Below are 22,623 nucleotides of genomic sequence, written 5' to 3'. Positions count from 1 at the left end.
CAATCCAGCCAGCATCTTGAATCACAAACATCCGGTTTTGGGAATCCTACGATTCTCCCAAAATAGGAAATGCTCTAAGCGCCTAACGTCTTTTCCGCGGCTTCTCCAGCAAGGCAACAGCCTCGACATGGGGCGACCACAGAAACTGATCGATCGGCGTCACGCTTTTCACCGCGTAGCCGCCGTCGATGAGGATGCGCAAATCCCGCGCGAGCGTCACCGGGTTGCAGGAGACCGCGGCAACGAATGGAACATCCGAGCGGGCGATCTGCTTCGACTGATCCTCCGCGCCCGCGCGGGGCGGATCGAAGACAACGCCATCAAAGGCGTTTAACTCCTTGAACGTCAGCGGACGGCGGAACAGGTCTCGGCGCTCGCCGGTCACGCGTTTCAGGCCGGTGGCGAAGCGTGAACCCCGATCGAGCGCCGAAAGTGCGGCCGCATCGCCCTCCACCGCATGCACTTCCGATCTCGCGGCCAACCGCAGGGCGAAGCTGCCGCAGCCGGCGAAGAGATCGGCAATTTTTTTGGCACGTTTCAGATGTCCGCCGACGATATCGGCCATGGTCCGTTCGGCTGCCTCCGTCGCCTGCAGGAAGGCGCCCGGCGGCACCGCGACGGCAACGCTGCCGAACATGACGACAGGCTTCTTCGGCTCGATGATGATCTCGTCATCGATGGACAGTCTGGCAAAGCCCTGCGCAATGACAAAATTGGCGGCGATGCGGCGCTGGTTTTCGCCGAGCTTGCCCGATTCATGCACCGCCACGTCGAGGCCGGAATCCGTCACTGTGACCGCCATGCGAAACGATTTCGGGGTGGCGCAGATCAATTCGGCGAGTGCCCTCAAGCCGTCGAGCGCGCTGACGATCCCAGGCAGCGAGATCGGGCATTCGGAGATGGAAATGATTTCCGGCGACAGATGGCGATTGAAGCCGAGCAGCATGCCTGTTTCGGTGCGCCTGGCGGCGAGCACGACGCGGCGGCGCGTGTGCGGCGCGCAGGCGACCAGACCGCCTATTTCGCAATCGATGCCTCTCAGCGCATGCACGACCTTCTCGCGCTTCCACTGCTGATAGGCTTGCGCCTCCAAATGCTGGAGGGCGCAGCCGCCGCACTCGCCGAAATGTCGGCAGGCGGGTTCGATGCGCAGGGGCGAGGCCTCGATCAGCGCCATCAGCGTGGCGCGATCCCTTTCACGCGCCGCGGTGACGACCTCGCCTGGCAGCGTGAAAGGAATGAACAGATCGCCGCTTTCGGTGTCGGCGATGCCATCTCCCTGGGCGCCAAGCTTTTTGATGGTGAAGCGTGCGCTCATCGGTCCTTGACCCCACCAAGCAGGAATTCGCGATTGCCGTCACCGCCCTCGATTGGCGACAGATGCAAGCCGAGCGAGCGCCAGCCGGGCACGGCATCCAGCCAATCCTGCAGCAAGCCGGCGACACGGGCGGCATGATAGGGGTCTTTCAGCAGGCCGCCCTTGCCGATCGCCTCGCGACCCGCCTCGAACTGCGGCTTGACCAGAAACATCGCTGCGGCACCCGGCTTGGCGATGGCAAGCGCAGGCGGCAGGGCCAGTTTCAGTGAAATGAAACTGACGTCGGAGACTATGAAGTCCGGACTCCGGCCGCCAAGATCGGCGGTTGAGAGATCGCGGGCGTTCAGCCCCTCGATGACCGTCACGCGCGCGTCCTTGCCGATATCAGCATGCATCTGTCCGTGACCGACATCGATCGCCGTGACATGGGTCGCGCCGCGTTCGAGCAGGACCTGGGTGAATCCGCCGGTCGAGGCGCCGATGTCGAGCGCCTCACAGCCGGCCGGATCGAGGCCGAAATGGTCGAGCCCGGCGATCAGCTTCAGCGCCGCGCGTGAGACATAGCCTTGGGCCGGGTCATTAACGGCGATGACGCATTCCGGTTGCACGGCCTGACCCGGCTTGCGGCCAATGACGCCATCAACAGTTACCGTACCACGTTCGATCGCGTCACGTGCACGCGAGCGGCTGGAAAACAGCCCACGCGCTACGAGCAGATCGTCGAGCCGCTGGCGCGTGCTGGCTGGCCGGGGAAAATTCATCGGTCTTCCTTGGCGAAAGCCGGCGGCGAAGGCAAGGAGATTGGAGCAGGAGAAGCAACATCGCCGCAGGGCAGCGACCGCAGAGAGCCGCTCGCGGCCAGTCGCATATCGCATCAGGTCGGCCACGATGATAAGGAAGAAACGCCGTTTTGCTGCCGAAGGCGAAGGAGGACGGATGCTTACGGGAACCTGCCATTGCGGTGCGGCCCACGGACCTTGAAGGGCGATCATCCCGGGCCGATCACCGCTTGCAACTGCACGCTGTGCCGACGTTACGGCGCGCTCTGGGCCTACGACTTTGTCGATGAACGTATCCGCGTCGTGGGGCCGATAAAAAGCTATAAACGTGCCGGCAAGGCCGAACCCACGCTCGAGATCCTGTTCTGCCCGACATGTGCGTGCGTGCTTGCCTGGCGCGGTTTGCGCTCAGCCGAGTCCGGTCGCACGCGGATCGCCGTCAATGTAAGGCTTGCGCCGCCGGAAGCCGTGGCCGACCTGCCGATCGACCATTTCGACGGTCTCGAGACCTACGACGATCTGCCGCGCGATGGCCGCTGCGTGCGCGACATGTGGTTTTGATTTGGGTGGTTTGATTTGGGCGAGATCAGAAGATGGTGCGGGGAGCCTGCCGTTCGACGGCGGGAGACAGGCCGTCATCCCGATCGCGGGCAACTTCCCTGCGCGGGCGCTCGACTGGCGCGGCGGATGCCGATGCGGCGTCCGGCGGGACAACAAGCTGCGGCAGCTGCTTGTAGGAGAAGCCGCCCCTGATATGCCCCATCCTGCTGGCGACTATATCCACGGCCGCCTTCTCGAGATTGCGGTCGTAGCGCGTTCCGGCGATGGCCGGCGCTGCGATGGCGGTCAGGATCGCCATGCCCCACAGAAGCGTCTTCACTGTTGTTGTCTCCCTGCCTGGCCAGAACCTAGCAGCGTGCCGTTGAAAAACGGGCAAGAGACACGGTAAGCAAAACGCCAAACCGCAATGTCAACAATGCGTTACGACATCGAGCCGGCAAACCGATTCAAGCGCTTGATGTGTCGAGTCAGGCGCGCTGGGCGTGGGCCGCCTGCCCGAGGGCGGTGAAAACCGTATGGACGATGCCGGCGGCATCGAGACCGGCATCGGCATACATCTTTTCCGGCTTGGCGTGGTCGGCAAACACGTCCGGTAGCACAAGCGGGCGCACTTTCAGGCCGCTTTCCAGCAGGCCCTCATGGGCGAGGAACTGCAAAACGTGACTGGCGAAGCCGCCGACGGCGCCCTCCTCCACCGTGACCAGAACCTCGTGCGAGCGGGCCAGCCGTCGGATCAGGTCCTCGTCGAGCGGCTTCGCGAAGCGCGCATCGGCGACGGTGGTCGACAGCCCGGCCGCGCCCAGCTCCTCGGCCGCGATCAGGCAATCCTGCAAGCGCGTGCCGAAGGAGAGGAGTGCCACCTTGCCGCCTTCCCTGATGATGCGGCCCTTGCCGATTTCGAGCACCGAGCCGCGATCGGGCATGTCGACGCCGACGCCATTGCCGCGCGGATAGCGGAAGGCGATCGGGCCGTCATCGTAGGTTGCCGCAGTGCGCACCATGTGGCGCAGTTCCGCCTCGTCGGCCGCCGCCATGACGACGAAGCCCGGCAGGGAGGCCAGGAAGGTGGTGTCGAAGGCGCCGCAATGGGTGGCGCCGTCGGCTCCGACGAAGCCGGCGCGATCGATGGGGAAGCGCACCGGCAATTTCTGGATCGCCACGTCGTGCACGACCTGATCGTAGGCACGTTGCAAGAAGGTCGAATAGATCGCCGCGAACGGCTTGTAGCCTTCGGTCGCGAGGCCGGCCGCGAACGTCACCGCATGCTGTTCGGCGATGCCGACGTCGAAGGTCCTGGCCGGAAACACTTCGCCGAACAGATCAAGCCCGGTGCCGCCCGGCATAGCGGCGGTGACGGCGACGATGCGCTCGTCCTCCTGGGCCTCCCGGATCAGGCTTTCGGCGAACACCTTGGTATAGGCCGGCGCGTTGGCCGGGGCCTTGGCCTGAGCGCCGGTGATGACGTCGAACTTGTTGACGCCGTGATATTTGTCGGCCGCGGCCTCGGCCGGCGCGTAGCCCTTGCCCTTCTGGGTGACGACATGGATCAGCACGGGGCCCTTGCCATTGTCACGGACATTTTTCAGCACCGGGATCAGATGGTCCAGATTGTGACCGTCGATCGGACCGATGTGGTAGAAGCCGAGCTCCTCGAACAGCGTGCCGCCGGTGACGTAGCCGCGCGCATGCTCGACCGCCCTAGTGATGGCACGGTCGGCACGCTTGCCAAGATACGAGGTCAGTTTCTTGCCGAAGTCGCGCAGGCCGACATAGGCCTTGCCAGAGGCCAGGCGCGCCAGATAGGCGCTCATGGCGCCGGTCGGCGGGGCGATCGACATGTCGTTGTCGTTGAGGATGACGATCAGGCGGGCGTCGAGCGCACCGGCATTGTTCATCGCCTCGTAGGCCATGCCGGCCGACATGGCGCCGTCGCCGATGACAGCGATGACATTGTTGCGGCCGCCGGCAAGATCGCGGGCCGCCGCCATGCCGAGGCCGGCCGATATCGACGTCGAGGAGTGGGCGGCGCCAAACGGATCGTATTCGCTTTCGGTGCGGCGGGTGAAGCCGGAGAGGCCGCCCTCCTGCCGCAGGGTGCGGATGCGATCGCGGCGCCCGGTCAGGATCTTGTGCGGATAGGCCTGGTGGCCGACATCCCAGATCAACCGGTCATCGGGCGTGTTGAAGACATAGTGCAGCGCCACGGTCAGTTCGACCACGCCAAGCCCGGCGCCGAGATGACCGCCGGTGCGCGACACCGCGTCGATCAGTTCGAGGCGAAGCTCCGATGCCAGTTGCGGCAATTCGCTTTCGGAAAGCGTGCGCAGCTCGGCCGGGATGCGGACCTTGTCGAGAAGCGGCGTATGCGGCGTTGCGTTCACGGGTAGGCCCAAGCTTCTGTTCATGCGCGGGATAGGCCGCCGGCAGGCGAAAGTAAATGCCTGCCAAATGACGCGAAAGGCACGCCCCGTCGTCGACTTCCTCAGCCTTCCGGCAGTGGAATGAACTCTTCCTCATCGCCGGGAACGATGTCGAAGCGGCCGGTCTTCCATTCTTGCTTGGCCTGTTCGATGCGCTCCTTGGAGGACGAGACAAAATTCCACCAGATGTAGCGCTTCGAGCCCAGCGAGGCACCGCCGAAAAGCATGAAATGGGCACCAGCCTGTGAGGATACGACGATCTCGTCGCCGGGCCGGAACACCAGAAGCCGTTCCGCCGGAAACACGTCGCCGGAAATCGAGACCTCGCCTTCCAGCGTATAGATGGCGCGTTCTTCCGCGTCAGCAGGGATTTTCACGCTGGCGCCGGGCGCCAGCCTGAGGTCGGCGTAGAGCGTCTCGGAATCGGCTCGCACCGGGGAACGCAGCCCCTGGAAATCGCCTATAACGATGCGGCCGCTGACGCCTTCCGCGTCGATGTCGGGAAGCCGCGCGACAGCGGTGTTTTCGAAAACCGGCGCCACTTCCTCCTTGCCGTCCGGCAGCGCCAACCATGTCTGCAGCCCCGAGATCGACATCGGCGCGCCGCGCAGTTCTTCCGGCGTGCGCTCCGAATGGACGATGCCGCGGCCGGCGGTCATCAGGTTCACGTCACCCGGCTCGATCACCATCTCGGTGCCGAGCGAATCGCGATGCCTGATCCTGCCGTCGAACAGGTAGGTGACCGTCGACAGGCCGATATGAGGATGCGGCCGGACGTCGAGCGCCTGACCGGCACGCAGGATGGCCGGGCCCATGCGGTCGAAGAAGATGAAGGGACCGACCAGCCGCCTTTTGGCAGTCGGCAAGGCGCGGCGAACCTGAAAACCGCCAATGTCCTTGGCGTTCGGAATGACCATCAATTCGATCTGGTCGCTGGCAAAGGCATCGCCGGCTTCAGGATCCTTCCCGGGAAAGAAGCTCATGAACTCTCCTTGTCAGCGGCCGATGGCTGCTTTGGCCAGATCAGGCAAAGCGGATCGCCGCCTTCGCCCGCAGCTTGGCCGCAACCTCCTCGCGATTGCGCGGATGCTGGTTGGTTTCAAGCGAATCGAGAAGCTCGCGCGCCGACGCCGCGATGGCCTCGACGGCATGGTCGAATGCGTGCTGGTTCTGCTTCGAAGGCCGCGTCGTTCCGCTCAGCTTGCGAACGAATTGAAGGGCTGCATCGCGCACCTCGTCGTTGGTCGCCGGCGGATCAAAATTGAACAGGGTCTTGATGTTTCTGCACATCGCTTCCGTATCTCCTCTTGTCCTGGAGCCGTTTCAATCGGGACGCGTTCTATCCTCAATCATGATCATGTCAAAAACCAGAGAGACGGCTGCGTGCCTCAATCCGCGTCCAGCGGCTCCGTCCCGACCGGCTTGCCGTCGCGGGACAGCCTGATCTTCTCCACCTTGTCCTCGGCCGCCTTCAGCAGCCGGTCGCAATGCACCTTCAGCGCCTCGCCGCGCTCGTAGATCCTAATGGACTGGTCGAGCGGCACATCGCCACGCTCCAGATCATCGACGATCTTCTCCAGCGCGTCGAGAGCCTGTTCGAAGCTCATCGCCTTGACGTCTTCGTTGGTTTCACCAGCCATCATTCATCCTTTCATCAGTCGCCCGACATGGGCGGCGACCGAAAATGCCAATCCTTGCAGATCGTAGCCGCCCTCGAGCAGGCTGACGAGCCGGTTGCCGCTGTGGCGCGCCGCGCGCTGCATGAGTTGGCCGGTCGCCCAGTCGAAATCATCCTCGGTCAGGTTGATCTCGGCCAGCGGGTCGCGATGATGCGCATCGAAGCCGGCCGAAATAATGATCAGGTCGGGTGCAAAATTGTCGAGCGAGGGCAGCACGCGCGACAGGAAGGCATCGCGGAACGCCTCGCTGCCGGTCTGCGGCGCAAGCGGCGCGTTGACGATGTTGCCGGCGCCGGTTTCGTTCTTTGCTCCGGTGCCGGGGTAGAGCGGCATCTGGTGCGTCGAGCAATAAAGCACGGACGGATCGTCCCAGAAAACATCCTGCGTGCCGTTGCCGTGATGCACGTCCCAGTCGACGATGGCGACACGTTCGATATCGTGTTTGCGCTGTGCATAACGTGCGGCGATGGCCGCCGTGTTGAACAGGCAGAAGCCCATCGCGGTCGCTTTCTCGGCATGATGGCCGGGCGGCCGGGCGGCGACGAAAACGTTGTCTGCCCTGCCGGCAAAGACGTCGTCGACGGCGGCGTTGGCGGCTCCGATCGCGGTGATCGCCGCCTGCCAGCTCTTCGGGCTGGCCGTTGTGTCGGCATCGATGCGGGCGATGCCCGTCTCGGGAATGGCGGCGCGTACCCGCTCGACGAAATCCTCGGGATGCGCGTAGAGAATGGTGACCTCATCGCCTTGTGGCGCCTCGAGGCGGTCGAGCGCGGCAAAAGCCTCGTCGTCGAGCACGCGCTCAATGGCGCGCAAGCGGTCCGGCCGCTCCGGATGGCCGGGTGGCGTGATGTGCTCGAGGAAGATCGGATGGGTGTAGAGACGAGTGGCCATGCTCCCTATCTAGTGCCCCGGCGCGGCGATGGCCATGCATTGCGGCCTGATGGCTGGGGAAAATCGCGCCTGCGTCCATTCGCGTCGCCGCGGGGATTGGCGGCGCAGGGGCTTCGTCGTAAAGTCCCGGCCACTGCCTGGTGCCCGCCGCGAGCGGGAGAATCGGGAACACGGTTTGATACCGTGGCGTGCCCAACGCTGTAAGGGGGACCGCGCCGGTAAATGCCACTGTCGATGACGGGAAGGCGCCGGATGCGGGTTGATCCCGAGCCAGAAGACCGGCCTGGCAGGCATCGTCATCCGCATGGTCAGGCGGACGGCAGTTGATTGCAATCGCAAGGGGACAAGCGATGCCGGACAATATGACCATCCCCGTGGGTGACGGATTCGACCAGATGGCGCGCGATGCGGTCTACCGCGCCATGTTCACGCGGCGCGATGTCCGCAGCCATTTTACATCAGAGGCCGTAGACGACGAGGTCTTGGCGCGGCTGCTGCTTGCCGCCCATCACGCGCCATCGGTCGGCTTCATGCAGCCATGGAATTTCATCGTCATTCGTGGCACCGAACGACGGGAACAGGTGCGCGACCTGTTCCTCGCGGCGCGCGAGCAGGAATTGCCGGCGATCGAGGAAGAGCGGCGGGCGCTCTACCGCAAGCTCAAGCTGGAAGGCATCTGCGAAAGCGCGCTCAATATCTGTATCACCTGCGACCGCCGACGCTCACAGGGTTCGCCGCTGGGACGCTGGCACAATCCCGAGATGGATCTCTACAGCACGGTCTGCGCGGTGCAGAATTTCTGGCTGGCGGCGCGCGCCGAAGGCGTCGGCGTCGGCTGGGTCAGCATTATCGAGGCGCAGGCGTTGAAAGGCCTTCTGTCGATTCCCGAGCATGTGACGCCGGTGGCCTATCTCTGTGTCGGCCGTGTCTCGGAGTTCGCGCCGAAACCGGACCTCGAAACACATGGCTGGGGGCGGCGGCTGCCGCTGCCCGAGCTGATCATGAGCGAGACGTTTTGCGGACAGGGCGAAGTTCCGCTCAAATCAACGATCGCACGCCTCAAGGCGGCAACATGCGAAAAGTCTGACAAACTCTTGATTTGATTGCCGATACGGCATGCCCAGAGCTGCCGGCGGCCTGCCGTCGTCAGGCGGCTCCGGCATCCTTCCTCAACAATCCTTCGAGCAGTTGCTTGAATGCCGCCACCACGGTCTTCGACGTCGCTTCCGGGTCGTTCGAATTGGCGATCCGCTGCGCCGCCTGGCTGCTCGCCCCGTTGATCAGCCGTGCCGCGGTCTCGGGGTCTACGCCCGGGACAACCACCCCGTCGCCCTGCAGCGTCGTCAGGTGATCGGTCATCGACGCGACGCAGGCATTGGCGTTCGGCCATTGCGCGGGATCCCCCAGCACGGCCGGACCGTCCCGAAACATGATGCGCTGGATTTCCGGCTCCAGCGCCATTTCGATGTAGCTCGTGCATTCGTCGACGAAGCTTTGCCAGCGGGTCGGTGCTTTCGCTGCAACCTCATTCACTCGTGCCGCCATCTCGGCGTCTATCTCGGCGATAACCGCCTGCAAAAGCCCCTTCTTGTCCCCGAAATGATGATAGAGCGCACCGCGCGTCAGCCCGGCCGATGCGGTGAAATCATCCATCGATGCCTCGGCATAACCAATCGTTCCGAACGCATGCCGGGCCGCGGCAATCAATTTGGCGCGCGTTTCGGCGATCATTTCCCTGCGGGGCTTGTGCATCTCTTCTGGCCTTATCCACATACGTCACGTATGCCAATTGACATACGCGACGTATGATCTATTTAGTATTCATACGCGTCGTATGTAATTTCCGAATCGCCTTTTGTCGAGGAACGGACCATGCAGAACCCCTATTCCGAGATCTTTCGAGCCCCTGGCGCCAAGGGCTTTGCCGCTGCAGGCTTCATGGCGCGCCTGCCGATCGCCATGGCGCCGATCGGCATCGTGGCGATGCTGTCGCAGACGCGTGGCGAATACTGGCTGGCGGGTGCCGTCTCGGCGACATTCGCGCTGGCCAACGCTTTCCTGGCGCCGCAGATCTCCAGGCTGGTCGACCGCCTCGGCCAGACATGGATCGTCGTGCCCACCACCATCATCTCCGTGCTGGCATTCCTGCTGCTGATTGCGTCGGCCAACCAGGATTGGCCGGTATGGACATCGTTCGTGTCGGCGCTGCTGGCAGCGGCCATGCCCAGCATGCCGGCAATGGTGCGCGCGCGCTGGACCGAGCTTTTTCGCGGCCGGCCGGAGATGAACACAGCCTTCGCCTTCGAATCGGCGGCCGACGAACTGGTCTATATCGCCGGCGCGTCGCTGTCGGTGGGCCTCAGTGCGGCGCTGTTTCCGGAAGCAGGCATGCTGGCGAGCACGTTGTTTCTCGCTTTGGGCTCGATAGCATTCATCCTGCAGCGATCGACGGAGCCGAAAGTGCGGCCGGTGGACCATGGTTCGACTGGCTCGGCAATCCGCCTGCGGCCGGTACAGATCATCACCTTCGCCCTGATCTTCATCGGCGCGACCTTCGCGACGACGGAAGTGAGCACGGTGGCGATCACCAAGGAGTTCGGCCAAGCCGGTGCCGCAAGCCTGGTGATCGGCGTCTATGCGCTGGGATCGTTCGTGTTGGGCATCGTGGTCGGCGCGCTCAACCTCAAGACGCCGCTACAGCGCCAGCTGACCGTCGCGGTCGCCATCATCGCAGTCAGCACGATTTTGCCGCTCACCGCCGACAGCGTGCCGATTTTGGCGCTGACCGTCTTCATCAGCGGCGTGGCGATCTCGCCGACTTTCATCACGGCATTCGGCCTGATCGAACGGCATGTGCCGGAAGCGATGCTGACCGAGGGCATTACCTGGGTGACAACGGGAATCGGCATCGGCATGGCGCTGGGCTCTTTCGCCGCCGGCGCGGTGGTGGATGCGTTCGGCGCCCAGAACGGGTTCTGGGTCTCGGTGGTCGCGGGCGGCATCGCGCTGGTCACGGTGCTGCTCGGCCAGCGCAGTCTTGCCACTCACAAATGCGAGTTGGATGGGTGTGAAGCGGCCGTCGCTGCCGCGGAATGAACCATGACGCGTCCGGTTCAGCGGATCGGACGCTATTGCCGCCGTCGAATCTAGAGAATCTCGGTCTTGGCGATGTGGATGCCAAAACCTTCGAGGCCGACATAGTGGCGCTCGCGCGAGGCGATCAAATTGATCGAGGAAATGCCGAGATCCTTCAGGATCTGAGCACCGAGCCCGATCTCGCGCCATTCATTCTCGCGGCGGCGCGCCTCTTCGTGGTCCTCCCCGTCGCCGCTCGCCGGCCGGTTGCGCTCCTGGTGGGCGACACCGACCGAGCCCTCGCGCAGATAGACGATGACGCCGCGCTTGCGCTCGCCCATCGCCTTCATGATGGCGTCCAGCCGGTGGCTGGTGCCGAAGACGTCGGTCACCACGTCCTCGGAGTGCAGACGCACAGGCACCTCTTCCCCGTCGCGGATGTCGCCGAAGACGACGGCGACATGATGCATGGAATCCCAGGGCAGCGTGTAGGTGAAGACTTGCGCCTTGCCGCCGAGCGTGTCGATCTCGGAGCATGCCACGCGTTCGACCAGTGTTTCCTTGCGTTGCCGATAGGCGATGAGGTCGGCGACCGAGACCTGCTTGAGGCCGTGCTCCTCGGCAAAAGCCGCGACCTGCGGGCCGCGCTTGACGGTGCCGTCATCATTGACCAGTTCCGAGATCACGCCGATCGGCGGCAGGCCGGCGAGCTTGCACAGATCGACGGCCGCCTCGGTATGGCCCGAACGCATAAGCACGCCGCCTTCGCGCGCGATGAGCGGGAAGATGTGGCCGGGGCGGACGAAATCGGAGGCGCCGACATTGCCGTTGGCGAGATTGCGCACGGTCAGCGTGCGGTCGTCAGCTGAAATGCCAGTCGTGGTGCCGTGCTTGAAATCGACGCTAACCGTGAAGGCGGTGGTGTGCGCCGAATCATTGTCGGCGACCATCGGCGCAAGGTTGAGGCGCTTGGCCTCCTCGCGCGGCATCGGCGTGCAGACGATGCCCGAAGTGTTGCGCACGATGAAGGCCATCTTTTCCGGCGTGCAATGGACGGCGGCGACGATCAGGTCGCCCTCGTTCTCGCGCCCGTCATCATCCATGACGACGACGATCTCGCCGCGCTCGAAGGCCCGGATTGCTTCGACGATCTTCTTCTGGTCGTAAGACATGGAATGCTCGCTTCGCTCGCAAGGGAGTAGGGGAATAGGGCGGTAAGGCGGTAGGGGAAAGGAAAAATTGCTCGTCTCGCGGGCAGCTTAACATACTGCCCTACTGCCCTACTGCCCTACTGCCTTCCTTGCCTGTCTGTCCTCGGTGCCGCAGATAATGGTCGGCGATTGCGCAGGCAACCATCGCCTCGCCGATCGGTACGGCGCGAATGCCCACACACGGATCATGGCGACCCTTGGTCATCACTTCGACGTCGTTGCCGTCCTTGTCGATCGACTTCCGGGGCGTCAGGATTGAAGACGTCGGCTTGACGGCGAAGCGGGCGATGATCGCCTGGCCGGTCGAGATGCCGCCAAGGATGCCGCCGGCATTGTTGGACAGGAACACCGGCTGGCCGTCATTGCCGATGCGCATCTCGTCGGCATTCTGTTCGCCGGTGATGCGGGCGGCCTCGAAGCCGTTGCCGATCTCGACGCCCTTGACGGCGTTGATCGACATCAGGCCTGACGCGATATCCTGGTCGAGCTTTGCGTAGATCGGCGCGCCGAGGCCGGCCGGAACGCCGTCGGCGACGATCTCGATCACGGCGCCGACGGAGGAACCCGCCTTGCGGATGCCGTCGAGATAGCTCGTGAAAACGGGAACGGACGCCGGATCCGGCGTGAAGAACGGATTGTCCGCGTCGTCAATGAAATTCCAGTTCCAGTTGGCGCGGTCGATCGACTTCTCGCCCATCGATACCAGTGCACCGCGCACCACCATGCCCGGCACGACCTTGCGGGCGAGGGCTCCGGCGGCGACCCGAGCCGCGGTCTCGCGCGCCGAGGATCGGCCGCCGCCGCGATAGTCGCGCACGCCGTATTTGACGTCATAGGTGTAGTCCGCATGGCCCGGCCTGTACTGGCGGGCGATCTCTCCATAGTCCTTCGAGCGCTGGTCGACATTCTCGATCAGCATGGAGATCGGCGTACCTGTCGCGATCATCGTCTCGCCGTCATCGTCAAGGATGAAGCCCGACAGCACCTTCACTTCGTCAGGCTCACGGCGCTGCGTGACGAAGCGCGACTGGCCGGGCCGGCGCTTGTCGAGTTCGGCCTGGATTTCGTCACGCGTGAAGCGGATGCCGGGTGGGCAGCCGTCGACCACGCAGCCCAATGCGGCCCCATGGCTTTCGCCCCAGGTGGTGACGCGGAAAAGATGGCCGAACGTGTTGTGAGACATCGCAAAGTGCCCTGCCCGGCATCGGAGCCGACTGAAGCCTGCCTTCTATTGGCGTTTTCCACAGGGGTCAAACCGTGATCTTCGGATTTAGTTTTGACACATTCGATTGGTTTCTGCTCTGCTCCATTCGCCGTTGAGGATCCGCCGCTACCCATGCCGGCGCAATACCAAAGAGGACGATGATGCGTACCCTGATTGGCGCTGTTGCCGCCACATTCCTGCTTTGCACCGCCGCTTTCGCCGGGCAGACCGAAGGCCTGATCAAGAAGATCGACAAGGACGCGCTGACCCTGACGCTGGACGACGGCAAATCCTACAAGCTGAACGCGGAAACCGATCTCGACGCGCTGAAGCCCGGCATGGACATCGTCATCGCCTATGACGTGACCAATGGCGAAAACGTGGTCACCGATATGCAGTTGCCTGACAGCGACTCCGACTAGGCTTCCAATGCAAATCGGCTGTTCGGCGTTTGTTGAGCCGTTACAGCCGTTTTATGCACCCCGCAACCGACAGCCTGCATGAGCCTTCCTGGATCGTGCCAGGTGCCTAAAGCCACCCCAGGCTGTCGCCTTCCAGCTTGAGCACGCGGTCCTGCGGTATCGCCAGCTTCGCCGCATCATCCTCGGCCATGTCAAGCACGAAGCGAAACAAGGTGCGCATGACGCCGCCATGCGTCACGCAGACTGTCTGGCGCTCGAGCGCGTCGAACCACGGCTTTACCCGTTCGAGCAGCATCTGGTAGCTCTCGGCATCTTTGCCCGGCGGCTGAAAGTTCCATTTGTCCAGCGCACGCGTCCTGCTCGCACCCGGAAATTGCGTCTCCAGCTCGGCAAAGGTGAAACCCTGCCAGTCGCCGAAATTCACTTCAACAAGGCGGGGGTCGGTCCCATAGGCAGCCGGGTCGAGCTTCATGGCGGCGCGAATGCGCTCCATGGTCTCGCGCGTGCGCCGCATCGGGCTGGCGACGAAATCGAACTCTGCGGGATTGGAGATCAGGTCAGCCAGCCGATGCCCGTTTGCGCTCGCCTGCTCGCGGCCGAGCGCGTTGATGTCGGTATCGGCCTGCCCCTGAAGCCGGAATTCGGCATTCCACGCGGTCTGGCCGTGGCGCACGATATAAACCAGCGGGTACATCAGGTCTTCCGGAGGTCGGGCCAGGGCCTGGGCGGAGGATAGGCGGAGGAGTTAATCCTTGACTGTCGAAATGTCAGGTGCGTCGACCGCCTTCATGCCGACGACGTGATAGCCGGAATCGACATGATGCACTTCGCCGGTGACGCCGCGCGACAGGTCGGACAGGAAATAGACGCCGGAATCGCCGACCTCTTCCTGGGTGACCGTCTGCTTCAGCGGCGAATTGTACTCGTTCCACTTCAGGATGTAGCGGAAGTCACCAATGCCGGAAGCGGCCAGCGTCTTGATCGGGCCCGCCGAGATCGCGTTGACGCGGATCTTCTTGGCGCCGAGATCGACGGCGAGGTAACGCACGCTGGCCTCGAGTGCGGCCTTGGCGACGCCCATGACGTTGTAATGCGGCATCACCTTTTCGGCGCCGTAATAGGTCAGCGTCAAAAGCGAACCGCCATCGGTCATCAGCGCCTCGGCGCGCTTGGCGATGGTGGTGAAGGAATAGACCGAAATATCCATCGTGCGCAGGAAATTATCGCGCGTCGTCTCGACATAGCGGCCGGTCAGTTCGTCCTTGTCGGAAAAAGCGATGGCATGGACGAGGAAGTCGAGCTTGCCCCAATGATTGGCGACATTGGCGAAAACCTCGTCGAGGCTCGCCGGATCGGTCACATCGCAATGGCCGGCGACAAAGGCGCCGAGTTCCGCAGCCAGTGGCTCGACCCGCTTCTTGAACGCTTCACCCTGATAGGTCAGCGCGATCTCGGCGCCGTGGTCGACGCATGCCTTGGCGATGCCGTAGGCGATCGACCTGTTGTTGGCGACGCCGAGGATCAGGCCGCGTTTGCCGGCCATCAGGCCCTGTCCACCCGCCATATGCGTGCTCTCCGCAAGATTTCTTGTTTGTGGAGAGCCCTATCGCACAGGCACAGAGCCCCTTCAAGCGCTCAAACGGGACAGTTCGGGGACAAGAGCCGCCAATCAGCCTTTTTGGCTGCGCAACAGCCCTTCGAGCGCGCTGTCGCCGCCTTCTGGCAGCATGATGCGCACATGGGCGTAGAGATCACCGTGGCCGCCGGCCTTTTCCGGCAGGCCCCTGCCCTTCAGGCGCAGGACCTTGTCCGAACTCGACCAGGCGGGAACGTTGACCGCGAGCTTGCCGGTCGGCGTTTCGACGGCCACCTTGGCGCCAAGCACGGCATCGGCCAGCCCCACCGGCAAATCGGCATGCAGGTCGCGGCCCTCCAGGCGGTAGCGCGGATGCCGGCGGAAGCGGATCTTGACCAACGCGTCGCCGGGCTGGCCCGGCCCTTGCTCGCCCTGCCCCTTCAGCCGGATGGTCTGCCCGTCCTCGACATAGGCCGGCAGCTTGACCGCCACCTTGCGGCCGTCAGGGAACATCGCCGTGACCTTTTCAGCGTTCGCCGCCTCCTCGATGGTAATGTCGAGCGTGACATTGAGGTCGGCGGCGGTTGCCGGCTGGCGGCGGTCACCCATTCCTGCCCCGCTTTGGCCGGGGCCGCGCGAGCCGGAGAAGACGTCGCCAAAAATCTGGCTGAAGATATCGCTGTTGCCATCGAACGGATCGCCGCCAGGGCGTCCGGAGCGGAACTCGAATCGCGAACCGCCGGCTCCCTGCTGCTGGCGGCGAAAACCGCCGAAGGGGTCACCGCCACCGGGGGCGCCCTCGAAGCCCTGGAAACGCGGCTTGCCGTCGGCGTCGATCTCGCCGCGATCGAAAGCGGCACGGGTCTTCTCGTCGCCGACGATCTCATAGGCCTGATTGGCCGCGGCAAAACGGTCCTTCGCCTTGGGATCATTCGGATTCTGGTCCGGATGATGCTTCTTGGCGAGTTTGCGGTACGCCGATTTTATGTCCTTGGCCGATGCGTTCTTTGCAACGCCCAGCACCTCATAGGGGTCGCGCATGCTTCCTGCCCTGGAGAAAGAGTGAGTCCATGGTCGCCTCTTATATGCGCTCGCATAGGAAGAAATTCCAGTGCTGGACGTTATTTCAGAGGTGGAAGATCAAAGCGCCCTGAAGTCCTGCATACGCCAGCCGCCGGCGCTGGCCAGGCAAAGTTCGCCCGCGAACATGGCAACGCCGTCAAAGCTTTCGCGCGAAGCCTTGAAGCGGCGGCAGGTCTGACCCCCGTCCTTCAATTCCGCCAGTTCGGTGATGGAGCCGCGCGAACCCGTACCGGCATTGGCCCACGGCACGGCTTGACCGCCGAGCTGCTCGATGTCGGCGGAGGACACCGCGTTGCCGATCGTCGTCTGGTCGGAATCGCGGTCCGAATCGGCCGACGCGGCTGGAGCCGAAATGCTGCCGGTCAGGATCGAGCGATCGACCTCGGCTTTTTGCAGGCTGAAGCCGCCCGCGCCACATGCGGCAAGCGGCAAGGCAATCATCACGATCGCGGCTTTGGCGCTGGCTGAAGCAAATAGGCTGCCTTGCCTGCTGTCAAAAGCTTGCGCGATACGCGACAATCGGCAACCTCCCCTGTTTGATGAAAATTTGAGAAAAACTATGAGTGAGACTGAGTTAACAAGCGGTGACTTTACCGAGGCCGCCGAGCCGTTTCGCCTTTTTGCCGCATGGCTGGACGATGCCACCAAAAGCGAAATGAACGACCCCAACGGCGTGGCGTTGGCAACCGTCGATGCCGAGGGCATGCCGGATGTGCGGATGGTGCTGCTCAAGGGCTTCGATGAGAGCGGCTTTGTGTTCTACACGAATTTCGAAAGCGCCAAGGGCCGGGAGATCCTAGGCAGCATGAAGGCGGCGATGTGCTTCCACTGGAAATCGCTGCGCCGCCAGGTGCGCGTGCGCGGGCCGGTGGAGATCGTCAGCGATGCCGAGGCCGACGCCTATTACGCGACACGGCCGCGCGGCAGCCGCATCGGCGCCTGGGCCTCGAAACAGTCGCGGCCGCTGGAAAGCCGGTTCGCGCTGGAAAAGGCGGTGGCCGAATACACGGCCCGCTACGCCATCGGCGAGATTCCGCGCCCAAAACACTGGTCGGGTTTCCGCATCGTGCCGAAGACGATCGAGTTCTGGCACGACAGACCGTTTCGGCTGCATGACCGCGTGGTGTTTTCGCGCAATGCCGGGGGCGGTTGGGAGAAGACGCGGCTTTATCCCTGAGTTTGTAAACTAGCGCCGACATCCTCACTGCGCCTAGCCCGGGCTGGCCAGTGGCGACCGAGGCACGCGGGATAGGTCGGCGCTCCACCCCACCCGACCCTGCGGGCCGACCTCCCCATCTAAGGGAGGCGGGGGCCGAACTATTTTTTTCTGGTCATGAATGCCGTCAGTGCAGCGCGGGCTTCGTCCGATTTCAGCCGCTCGCGAAAATGCTCGCTTTCCACGTTGATGCGGGCGACGAGGTCCTCGCGAGAGCCGCGCATCAGGTCGCGCGCGATCCTGAGCGCCTGCGGCGGCTTGGCGGCGATCTGGCCGGCGGCCGCCAGAACCGACGCCTCCAGCGCTCCTTCCTCGACAACTTCGTAGATCAGACCAGCGGCCTTGGCGCGTTCGGCCGAGAAGCCTTCGCCAAGGCCGAGCAGCGCGAACGCGCCCTGCTGGCCCAGGATGCGCGGCGCCAGCAGGCTCGATCCCGCTTCGGGCACAAGGCCGAGGTCGACGAAGGGTGTCCTGAACACGGTGCGCGGCGTGGCGAAGGTCAGGTCGCAGTGCAAATTGAGCGTGGTGCCGATGCCGACCGCGATGCCGTCGACACCGGAGACGATGGGTTTTTCGACCCTGGCCAGCGCCATCAGGAAATCCCAGACTTCCGTGCCGCCTTCGCCGCCAGTGGCGACGACCATGAAATCGGCGAGGTCGTTGCCGGAGGAGAAGGCACCGGGCACGCCGAGAAAGACATGGACGCGAATTGCCGGATCCGCATCCCCTTCGGCCAAGGTTTGCGACATCTTGGCGTACATGGCGCGCGTCAGCGCGTTCTTCTTGTCCGGGCGGTTTATGCGGATGATCTGCATGGCGCCCTGGCGCTCGACGAGGATATGGTCTGTCACGGTTCTTTCCTTGTGAACGTCAGGCGGAAATCAATGTCCTGCCGGCAGCGGCGAGGCTTGCGGCGCCGTCGACAACGCGCTCCTTCAAGGCACTTGTCTCGCCGAGCAGGTTTTCGGCGAAAAAGCGGCAAAGGGCGACGCGGCCGTGATCGGCAAGGGCGCCCCGCGCCAAGTAGGCGCCGCCGGCTGCAAGCGAGACCAGCCGGAGATAGGGTGTCGCGCCGGCAAGCGCCTCGCCAGTCCGGCCATCGGCCGACAGTTTTTGCAGGAAACGTGTCGCTTGCGTCAGATCGTCGAGCCCGCGGTCGAGAGCATCGGCCGTATGGCCAAACCCTTCGAGATTCGATGTCCGCACGGCGCTGGCGACAGCGGCAAGCTCGGCGATGAAGCCGTGCACATGCTCGCCGCCGCCGAGCGGCAGTTTTCGGGTCACCAGATCGATCGCCTGGATGCCGTTGGTGCCCTCGTAGATCGGCGCGATGCGGGCGTCGCGATAGAGTGCCGCAGCCCCCGTCTCCTCGATGAAACCCATGCCGCCATGGACCTGGACGCCAAGCGAGGCGACCTCGACGCCGATATCGGTCGAAAAAGCCTTGGCAAGCGGCGTCAACAGGTTGGCCCGGTCGCGCCAATGCGCCGCCTGGTCACCAGACGATACGCGCGCCAGGTCGATGGCATGGGCACAGGAATAGCTGATCGCCCGCGCGATCTGCGTCAGCGCCTTCATGGTCAGGAGATTGCGCTGCACGTCGGGGTGATGGACGATCGGCGCCATGCCGGCACCGGCGTAATCCGCCGCCTTGCCCTGGCGGCGCTCATTGGCATAGGCAATCGCCTTCTGGGTCGCGGCTTCCGCGACCGCCACGCCCTGCATGCCGACGGCGAGGCGGGCATTGTTCATCATGGTGAACATGCAGGCCAGCCCCTTGTTCTCCTCGCCGATCAGCCATCCGATGGCGCCGGGCTTGGCGCCCTGAAAACCGTCGCCATAGATCATGGTGCAGGTCGGCGAGGCATGGATGCCGAGCTTGTGCTCGAGGCCCGAACAGAAGACGTCGTTGCGTGCGCCAGGCGAGCCGTCCGCGCCGACCAGGAATTTCGGCACCAGGAAGAGCGAGATGCCGCGCGTGCCCGCAGGCGCGTCAGGCAGCCGCGCCAGTACCAGATGGACGATATTGTCGGTGAGATCATGCTCGCCATAGGTGATGAATATCTTCTGGCCGAAGATGCGGTAGGTGCCGTCGCGGGCCGGTTCGGCGCGCGTGCGCAAGGCAGCGAGGTCCGAGCCGGCCTGCGGCTCAGTCAGGTTCATCGTGCTCATCCACTCGCCGGAGACGAGCTTTGCGAGATACTTGGCCTTGAGCTCTTCCGAAGCGTGCTTGTCGAGCGCCTCGACCGCACCCATGGTCAGCGTCGGGCCAATGCCGAAGGCCATGGCGGCGGAATTCCACATTTCGAGCGCGGCGACGCCGAGCATGGTCGGAAGCGCCTGCCCGCCATATCCTTCCGGGCCGGAGAGCGCGTTCCAGCCGCCGTCGATCCAGCGGCGATAAAGTTCCTTCCAGCCCGGCGGCATGGTCACTGCCGCGTCCTTCAGCACCGCGCCGTGCTCGTCGCCGATCTTGTAGAGCGGCGCGACCTCTTCGGTGGCGAAGCGGCCGGCCTCGCTAAGAACGGCGTCGACGAGATCCTCGCCGAGATCGCCGAACGTGCCGTCATCGAGGGCAGGCTTCAGGCCGGCCACATGCTTGAGGGTGAACGCGATGTCCTCGACCGGTGCCAGATACATGCCGCTCGCTCCTCCTGATGCATCGGCCAGGCTGATCCTAGGACCTGAGTGGGACCTGCTTGCCACACACCGTATTCGCCTTTGGGCGATCGCCCATCTTCTTTTTACGTAAACGTCAAATTTTGTCACGCTGATTTTGTAATCGCGCCGGCTCGTATTAAATGCGATGGACGCCGGGTCAAAATCGACCGGCAACAGACCAGAACCAGCCGACTGGAAACCAACTCATGCTTGCCAGACCTGACGCCTACCGTTGTATCGAGTGCGGCCTGCCCTACCGGGCGGCGGGGTTCTCATACTATCACGGTGAATTGGAAAACGGCGCCGCCTATTGGTCGGATCGCGGTATATTGTGCTCGCCGAAATGCTCGCTCGCCCATCATCGCAAACGCGCGGCCGAAGGCACGCTGCCGCAACAGCCCGCGCCGGATCCGTTTGAAGTTCAGCCATTCGGCCGCGCTGACCGTCGCACTTGATATGTATTCCCGTACATACCGTGCTAGAGGTGATCGAAATGACAAACCAACTGACCCGTACCTCCCGTCTCGAAGCTCGGATATCCCCGGATATGCTGGGTGTGGTGAAACGTGCCGCCGAAATCCAGGGCCGCAGCGTCAGCGACTTCGTGGTCTCCGCAGCGCAGGAAGCTGCACAACGCACCATTGAGGAGATCGCTATCATCCGCCTGTCCATCGAGGATCAGCTCGCTCTGGTAGAGGCCATTCTCAATCCGCCCGAACCTAATGAAGCGCTGCGCAAAGCCGCCGACGCCTACAAGCGAGTTGTCGTCGAATCCCGGTGAGTCTAGGCTTGATCATCGAGCCGCTGGGCGGATCGTATGATCGTAAGACATTCAGCTGTGGCGTGCTGGCACTCGGCCAATATCTACACGAGTTGGCAAGCCAGGACGTCAAACGCCGAGTTAGCAACTGCTTTGTCGCCGCGGACCGTGATGTCGATCTCATTGCCGGATACTACACTCTTGCAGCGTCAAATGTGCCCATCACTTCTCTGCCGGAAGACCTGACAAGACGCGTACCGCGTTACCCGGTCCTGCCCGCCATATTGATCGGAAGGTTGGCAGTTGATACCCGATATCAGGGAAAAAGAGTAGGATCGATACTGATCGTGGATGCACTTCGGCGCTGCGCCCAAGCTGCTCCTGCTTCCTTCGCACTGATCGTCGACGCAAAGGACGACATGGCCGCCGCCTTCTATTGCAAATATGGTTTCAGGCCATTTCAAGACCGGCCGTTGTCGCTGTTCCTATCGGTAGCGACGGCGTTGAAGCTGTTCGGCTGACGGACCGCATTGCCTTGAAAGCAAATCCTTAACCATGGCGGTTCAGGATCTGCCTTCGATCAACGGGGATTCCCTGTTTGAAAAGAACGGCGCATCTTCTTCGCCGCCCAGCGATCGCTCTCGCGGCGATGATGGCGCTGACACCGGCGGCAAGGGCCTCGGATTTCTCCGAGCCGTGGAAAAGTGCCGATCGGGCGCTTGTCGTCGACGCCTACGAATACAACTCCATCGACTGGGCGCAGCTTGCCACGGACAAGCGCGTCGTCGGCTTCATCAACAAAGCCTCCGACGGCATGTCGCCGCCCTATTCCTGCTCCGGAGACGATACCGGGGTAAAACTCTGCAAGGCGCTGTGGAAGCGCCATGCGGTGACACGCGAACTGTTCCAGACGCGCAAGGTCGTGGCCAAGGCGCTCGGCCTAAAATGGGGCGCCTATCACCTCGCCCGCCCCGGCAATCCGGTCGAGCAGGCCAATAATTTCCTCGATTTCGCCGATCCCGCGCCGGACGACCTCATGGCCCTCGACATCGAAGGCATCGATCCCGCGCAATGGATGTCGCTCGACGACGCCGAGGCGTTCGTGCGCCAGGTGCATCGGCGCATCGGCCGCTTCCCGGTACTCTACACCAATGGCAAGACCGCCCAGTATATCGCCGACAACAGCTACAAATACCGGCTGCTGTCGCGGCTGCCGCTCTGGTACGCGCGCTACAAGCCTGACATCGACGTGCATTTTCCCATCGGCAACTGGCAAGGCTATGCGCTCTGGCAGTTTTCGGCCCAGGCCAATTGCGGCCGCTTCCGTTGCCCCTACAGGGTAGCCGGGACGCCGGACGACATCGACGTCAACGTCGCGCCGACAAATGCCGCCACGCTGCGCCAGCAATGGCCGTTCGGCGGGCTGATCGACGTGCCGGCGGATTATCTCGCCAGCGTACCGGTGCCGCTCTCGCGCGAAGCCGCTTTGGCCGGCAAGACCACCCTCATCTACGCCGATGTGGCGACGCCGCCGAGTTTCGGGGAAATGGTCGCGGTGCTTGGTTCGCGCTGGTCGAAATTCCGCGACGGGTTCCGCATGCCTGTCGTGAAGACGGTGCCGCGGCGGCCGATCTTCGGCATCGTCCAATATGTCGCCTGGAAGCGCACCGGGCAGCGCACTCCAGCGCAACTCGAAGCCGCCTTCGCTGCGGCGGCGGACCCGGTGAGCACCGCTTCTACCGAACTCGACCGGGGCAAACGCTGAAA

At 63.4% G+C, this 22,623-nt stretch carries 25 protein-coding genes, 1 pseudogene and 1 riboswitch; of the genes and pseudogenes, 9 read left to right on the top strand and 17 right to left on the bottom strand.

What is annotated here, in order from left to right; genetic code table 11:
• Nucleotides 1-82 precede the first annotated feature (82 nt).
• Nucleotides 83-1,318 carry a class I SAM-dependent RNA methyltransferase gene (locus tag FJ949_RS18495; RefSeq protein WP_140498072.1) on the bottom strand — a complete coding sequence of 412 codons (1,236 nt, stop codon included), beginning with the start codon at nucleotides 1,316-1,318 and terminating at the stop codon, nucleotides 83-85.
• The gene (locus tag FJ949_RS18490; protein WP_140498070.1) at nucleotides 1,315-2,079 is read right to left on the bottom strand and encodes a TlyA family RNA methyltransferase; all 765 of its coding nucleotides are present in this window, start codon (nucleotides 2,077-2,079) and stop codon (nucleotides 1,315-1,317) included. The genes FJ949_RS18495 and FJ949_RS18490 overlap by 4 nt, the downstream gene beginning before the upstream one ends.
• Nucleotides 2,080-2,254: 175 nt before the next feature.
• Between FJ949_RS18490 and FJ949_RS18485 the strand changes: the two are divergent.
• Nucleotides 2,255-2,658 (top strand): annotated as a pseudogene (locus FJ949_RS18485) (GFA family protein).
• Between the two features lie 25 nt (nucleotides 2,659-2,683).
• Here the strand turns inward: FJ949_RS18485 and FJ949_RS18480 are convergent.
• From FJ949_RS18480 to FJ949_RS18455, 6 genes are all read right to left on the bottom strand, one after another.
• Complete coding sequence (locus FJ949_RS18480) at nucleotides 2,684-2,977, bottom strand: hypothetical protein (RefSeq protein ID WP_140498068.1); 294 nt, start codon at nucleotides 2,975-2,977, stop codon at nucleotides 2,684-2,686.
• Between the two features lie 148 nt (nucleotides 2,978-3,125).
• The gene (gene dxs, locus FJ949_RS18475; protein WP_181167185.1) at nucleotides 3,126-5,063 is read right to left on the bottom strand and encodes a 1-deoxy-D-xylulose-5-phosphate synthase; all 1,938 of its coding nucleotides are present in this window, start codon (nucleotides 5,061-5,063) and stop codon (nucleotides 3,126-3,128) included.
• A 77-nt stretch (nucleotides 5,064-5,140) separates the two neighbouring features.
• Complete coding sequence (locus FJ949_RS18470) at nucleotides 5,141-6,061, bottom strand: pirin family protein (RefSeq protein ID WP_140498066.1); 921 nt, start codon at nucleotides 6,059-6,061, stop codon at nucleotides 5,141-5,143.
• Nucleotides 6,062-6,101: 40 nt separating this feature from the next.
• A complete protein-coding gene (locus FJ949_RS18465; protein WP_010914875.1) occupies nucleotides 6,102-6,368 on the bottom strand; it encodes a DUF2277 domain-containing protein in 267 nt (88 codons plus the stop codon).
• Between the two features lie 98 nt (nucleotides 6,369-6,466).
• Nucleotides 6,467-6,718 (bottom strand): exodeoxyribonuclease VII small subunit, encoded by a 252-nt coding sequence (locus FJ949_RS18460; protein ID WP_140498064.1) that lies wholly within the window; start codon nucleotides 6,716-6,718, stop codon nucleotides 6,467-6,469.
• A gap of 3 nt (nucleotides 6,719-6,721) precedes the next feature.
• Nucleotides 6,722-7,648, bottom strand: a complete 927-nt coding sequence (locus tag FJ949_RS18455) for a histone deacetylase family protein (RefSeq protein ID WP_140498062.1) — start codon at nucleotides 7,646-7,648, stop codon at nucleotides 6,722-6,724.
• 121 nt (nucleotides 7,649-7,769) lie between these two features.
• A riboswitch (cobalamin riboswitch) is annotated at nucleotides 7,770-7,950 on the top strand.
• Nucleotides 7,951-7,998: 48 nt separating this feature from the next.
• Here FJ949_RS18455 and bluB point away from each other — a divergent pair.
• Nucleotides 7,999-8,751, top strand: a complete 753-nt coding sequence (gene bluB, locus FJ949_RS18450; protein WP_140498060.1) for a 5,6-dimethylbenzimidazole synthase — start codon at nucleotides 7,999-8,001, stop codon at nucleotides 8,749-8,751.
• A 43-nt stretch (nucleotides 8,752-8,794) separates the two neighbouring features.
• Here the strand turns inward: bluB and FJ949_RS18445 are convergent, their stop codons facing one another.
• Nucleotides 8,795-9,400 (bottom strand): TetR/AcrR family transcriptional regulator, encoded by a 606-nt coding sequence (locus FJ949_RS18445; RefSeq protein WP_140498058.1) that lies wholly within the window; start codon nucleotides 9,398-9,400, stop codon nucleotides 8,795-8,797.
• A gap of 120 nt (nucleotides 9,401-9,520) precedes the next feature.
• Here FJ949_RS18445 and FJ949_RS18440 point away from each other — a divergent pair, with 120 nt between their 5' ends.
• Nucleotides 9,521-10,744 carry an MFS transporter gene (locus FJ949_RS18440; protein ID WP_140498056.1) on the top strand — a complete coding sequence of 408 codons (1,224 nt, stop codon included), beginning with the start codon at nucleotides 9,521-9,523 and terminating at the stop codon, nucleotides 10,742-10,744.
• A gap of 50 nt (nucleotides 10,745-10,794) precedes the next feature.
• Here FJ949_RS18440 and ribB read toward each other — a convergent pair whose 3' ends face one another.
• Complete coding sequence (ribB, locus tag FJ949_RS18435; RefSeq protein ID WP_140498053.1) at nucleotides 10,795-11,895, bottom strand: 3,4-dihydroxy-2-butanone-4-phosphate synthase; 1,101 nt, start codon at nucleotides 11,893-11,895, stop codon at nucleotides 10,795-10,797.
• A 100-nt stretch (nucleotides 11,896-11,995) separates the two neighbouring features.
• Nucleotides 11,996-13,117 carry a chorismate synthase gene (aroC, locus tag FJ949_RS18430; RefSeq protein WP_140498051.1) on the bottom strand — a complete coding sequence of 374 codons (1,122 nt, stop codon included), beginning with the start codon at nucleotides 13,115-13,117 and terminating at the stop codon, nucleotides 11,996-11,998.
• 182 nt (nucleotides 13,118-13,299) lie between these two features.
• On the opposite strand from aroC, the gene FJ949_RS18425 reads away from it, so the two are divergent.
• On the top strand, nucleotides 13,300-13,560 hold the full coding sequence (locus tag FJ949_RS18425; RefSeq protein WP_140498049.1) for a DUF1344 domain-containing protein: 261 nt from the start codon (nucleotides 13,300-13,302) through the stop codon (nucleotides 13,558-13,560).
• Between the two features lie 106 nt (nucleotides 13,561-13,666).
• Here FJ949_RS18425 and FJ949_RS18420 read toward each other — a convergent pair whose 3' ends face one another.
• The 4 genes from FJ949_RS18420 to FJ949_RS18405 all read right to left on the bottom strand — a co-directional run bounded on the left by FJ949_RS18420 (nucleotide 13,667) and on the right by FJ949_RS18405 (nucleotide 16,738).
• Complete coding sequence (locus FJ949_RS18420) at nucleotides 13,667-14,254, bottom strand: histidine phosphatase family protein (protein WP_140498047.1); 588 nt, start codon at nucleotides 14,252-14,254, stop codon at nucleotides 13,667-13,669.
• Nucleotides 14,255-14,305: 51 nt separating this feature from the next.
• Complete coding sequence (gene fabI, locus FJ949_RS18415) at nucleotides 14,306-15,124, bottom strand: enoyl-ACP reductase FabI (RefSeq protein WP_140498045.1); 819 nt, start codon at nucleotides 15,122-15,124, stop codon at nucleotides 14,306-14,308.
• A gap of 105 nt (nucleotides 15,125-15,229) precedes the next feature.
• Nucleotides 15,230-16,177: a DnaJ C-terminal domain-containing protein gene (locus tag FJ949_RS18410; protein WP_140498043.1), complete on the bottom strand. Its 948-nt coding sequence runs from the start codon at nucleotides 16,175-16,177 to the stop codon at nucleotides 15,230-15,232.
• 99 nt (nucleotides 16,178-16,276) lie between these two features.
• Nucleotides 16,277-16,738: an RT0821/Lpp0805 family surface protein gene (locus FJ949_RS18405; protein WP_140498041.1), complete on the bottom strand. Its 462-nt coding sequence runs from the start codon at nucleotides 16,736-16,738 to the stop codon at nucleotides 16,277-16,279.
• Nucleotides 16,739-16,778: 40 nt separating this feature from the next.
• Here FJ949_RS18405 and pdxH point away from each other — a divergent pair, with 40 nt between their 5' ends.
• Entirely contained in the window at nucleotides 16,779-17,396 is a 618-nt protein-coding gene (pdxH, locus tag FJ949_RS18400; RefSeq protein ID WP_140498039.1) for a pyridoxamine 5'-phosphate oxidase, read from the top strand.
• Nucleotides 17,397-17,536: 140 nt separating this feature from the next.
• Here the strand turns inward: pdxH and FJ949_RS18395 are convergent, their stop codons facing one another.
• Nucleotides 17,537-18,286: a crotonase/enoyl-CoA hydratase family protein gene (locus FJ949_RS18395; RefSeq protein ID WP_140498037.1), complete on the bottom strand. Its 750-nt coding sequence runs from the start codon at nucleotides 18,284-18,286 to the stop codon at nucleotides 17,537-17,539.
• A 19-nt stretch (nucleotides 18,287-18,305) separates the two neighbouring features.
• The gene (locus tag FJ949_RS18390; RefSeq protein ID WP_140498035.1) at nucleotides 18,306-20,075 is read right to left on the bottom strand and encodes an acyl-CoA dehydrogenase; all 1,770 of its coding nucleotides are present in this window, start codon (nucleotides 20,073-20,075) and stop codon (nucleotides 18,306-18,308) included.
• Nucleotides 20,076-20,302: 227 nt separating this feature from the next.
• Between FJ949_RS18390 and FJ949_RS18385 the strand changes: the two genes are divergently transcribed.
• The 4 genes from FJ949_RS18385 to FJ949_RS18370 all read left to right on the top strand — a co-directional run bounded on the left by FJ949_RS18385 (nucleotide 20,303) and on the right by FJ949_RS18370 (nucleotide 22,621).
• Complete coding sequence (locus FJ949_RS18385) at nucleotides 20,303-20,551, top strand: hypothetical protein (RefSeq protein WP_140498033.1); 249 nt, start codon at nucleotides 20,303-20,305, stop codon at nucleotides 20,549-20,551.
• 38 nt (nucleotides 20,552-20,589) lie between these two features.
• Nucleotides 20,590-20,877 carry a DUF1778 domain-containing protein gene (locus tag FJ949_RS18380; RefSeq protein WP_140498031.1) on the top strand — a complete coding sequence of 96 codons (288 nt, stop codon included), beginning with the start codon at nucleotides 20,590-20,592 and terminating at the stop codon, nucleotides 20,875-20,877.
• Between the two features lie 8 nt (nucleotides 20,878-20,885).
• On the top strand, nucleotides 20,886-21,377 hold the full coding sequence (locus FJ949_RS18375; RefSeq protein WP_224646555.1) for a GNAT family N-acetyltransferase: 492 nt from the start codon (nucleotides 20,886-20,888) through the stop codon (nucleotides 21,375-21,377).
• Between the two features lie 128 nt (nucleotides 21,378-21,505).
• On the top strand, nucleotides 21,506-22,621 hold the full coding sequence (locus FJ949_RS18370; protein WP_140498132.1) for a glycoside hydrolase family 25 protein: 1,116 nt from the start codon (nucleotides 21,506-21,508) through the stop codon (nucleotides 22,619-22,621).
• Nucleotides 22,622-22,623 lie beyond the last annotated feature (2 nt).

It is taken from the genome of Mesorhizobium sp. B2-4-1 (assembly GCF_006442185.1).
Classification (GTDB): domain Bacteria; phylum Pseudomonadota; class Alphaproteobacteria; order Rhizobiales; family Rhizobiaceae; genus Mesorhizobium.
Note: the sequence above shows the minus strand (reverse complement) of the source record. Positions and strands in the feature narration are given on the sequence as shown.

Bases quoted from the DNA above. Each gene is read 5' to 3' on its own strand.
- FJ949_RS18495 (WP_140498072.1), bottom strand. From the start codon at position 1,318: ATGAGCGCACGCTTCACCATCAAAAAGCTTGGCGCCCAGGGAGATGGC.
- FJ949_RS18490 (WP_140498070.1), bottom strand. From the start codon at position 2,079: ATGAATTTTCCCCGGCCAGCCAGCACGCGCCAGCGGCTCGACGATCTG.
- dxs (WP_181167185.1), bottom strand. From the start codon at position 5,063: ATGAACAGAAGCTTGGGCCTACCCGTGAACGCAACGCCGCATACGCCG.
- FJ949_RS18470 (WP_140498066.1), bottom strand. From the start codon at position 6,061: ATGAGCTTCTTTCCCGGGAAGGATCCTGAAGCCGGCGATGCCTTTGCC.
- FJ949_RS18465 (WP_010914875.1), bottom strand. From the start codon at position 6,368: ATGTGCAGAAACATCAAGACCCTGTTCAATTTTGATCCGCCGGCGACC.
- FJ949_RS18460 (WP_140498064.1), bottom strand. From the start codon at position 6,718: ATGGCTGGTGAAACCAACGAAGACGTCAAGGCGATGAGCTTCGAACAG.
- FJ949_RS18455 (WP_140498062.1), bottom strand. From the start codon at position 7,648: ATGGCCACTCGTCTCTACACCCATCCGATCTTCCTCGAGCACATCACG.
- bluB (WP_140498060.1), top strand. From the start codon at position 7,999: ATGCCGGACAATATGACCATCCCCGTGGGTGACGGATTCGACCAGATG.
- FJ949_RS18445 (WP_140498058.1), bottom strand. From the start codon at position 9,400: ATGCACAAGCCCCGCAGGGAAATGATCGCCGAAACGCGCGCCAAATTG.
- FJ949_RS18440 (WP_140498056.1), top strand. From the start codon at position 9,521: ATGCAGAACCCCTATTCCGAGATCTTTCGAGCCCCTGGCGCCAAGGGC.
- ribB (WP_140498053.1), bottom strand. From the start codon at position 11,895: ATGTCTTACGACCAGAAGAAGATCGTCGAAGCAATCCGGGCCTTCGAG.
- aroC (WP_140498051.1), bottom strand. From the start codon at position 13,117: ATGTCTCACAACACGTTCGGCCATCTTTTCCGCGTCACCACCTGGGGC.
- FJ949_RS18425 (WP_140498049.1), top strand. From the start codon at position 13,300: ATGCGTACCCTGATTGGCGCTGTTGCCGCCACATTCCTGCTTTGCACC.
- FJ949_RS18420 (WP_140498047.1), bottom strand. From the start codon at position 14,254: ATGTACCCGCTGGTTTATATCGTGCGCCACGGCCAGACCGCGTGGAAT.
- fabI (WP_140498045.1), bottom strand. From the start codon at position 15,124: ATGGCGGGTGGACAGGGCCTGATGGCCGGCAAACGCGGCCTGATCCTC.
- FJ949_RS18410 (WP_140498043.1), bottom strand. From the start codon at position 16,177: ATGCGCGACCCCTATGAGGTGCTGGGCGTTGCAAAGAACGCATCGGCC.
- pdxH (WP_140498039.1), top strand. From the start codon at position 16,779: ATGAGTGAGACTGAGTTAACAAGCGGTGACTTTACCGAGGCCGCCGAG.
- FJ949_RS18390 (WP_140498035.1), bottom strand. From the start codon at position 20,075: ATGTATCTGGCACCGGTCGAGGACATCGCGTTCACCCTCAAGCATGTG.
- FJ949_RS18385 (WP_140498033.1), top strand. From the start codon at position 20,303: ATGCTTGCCAGACCTGACGCCTACCGTTGTATCGAGTGCGGCCTGCCC.
- FJ949_RS18380 (WP_140498031.1), top strand. From the start codon at position 20,590: ATGACAAACCAACTGACCCGTACCTCCCGTCTCGAAGCTCGGATATCC.
- FJ949_RS18370 (WP_140498132.1), top strand. From the start codon at position 21,506: ATGATGGCGCTGACACCGGCGGCAAGGGCCTCGGATTTCTCCGAGCCG.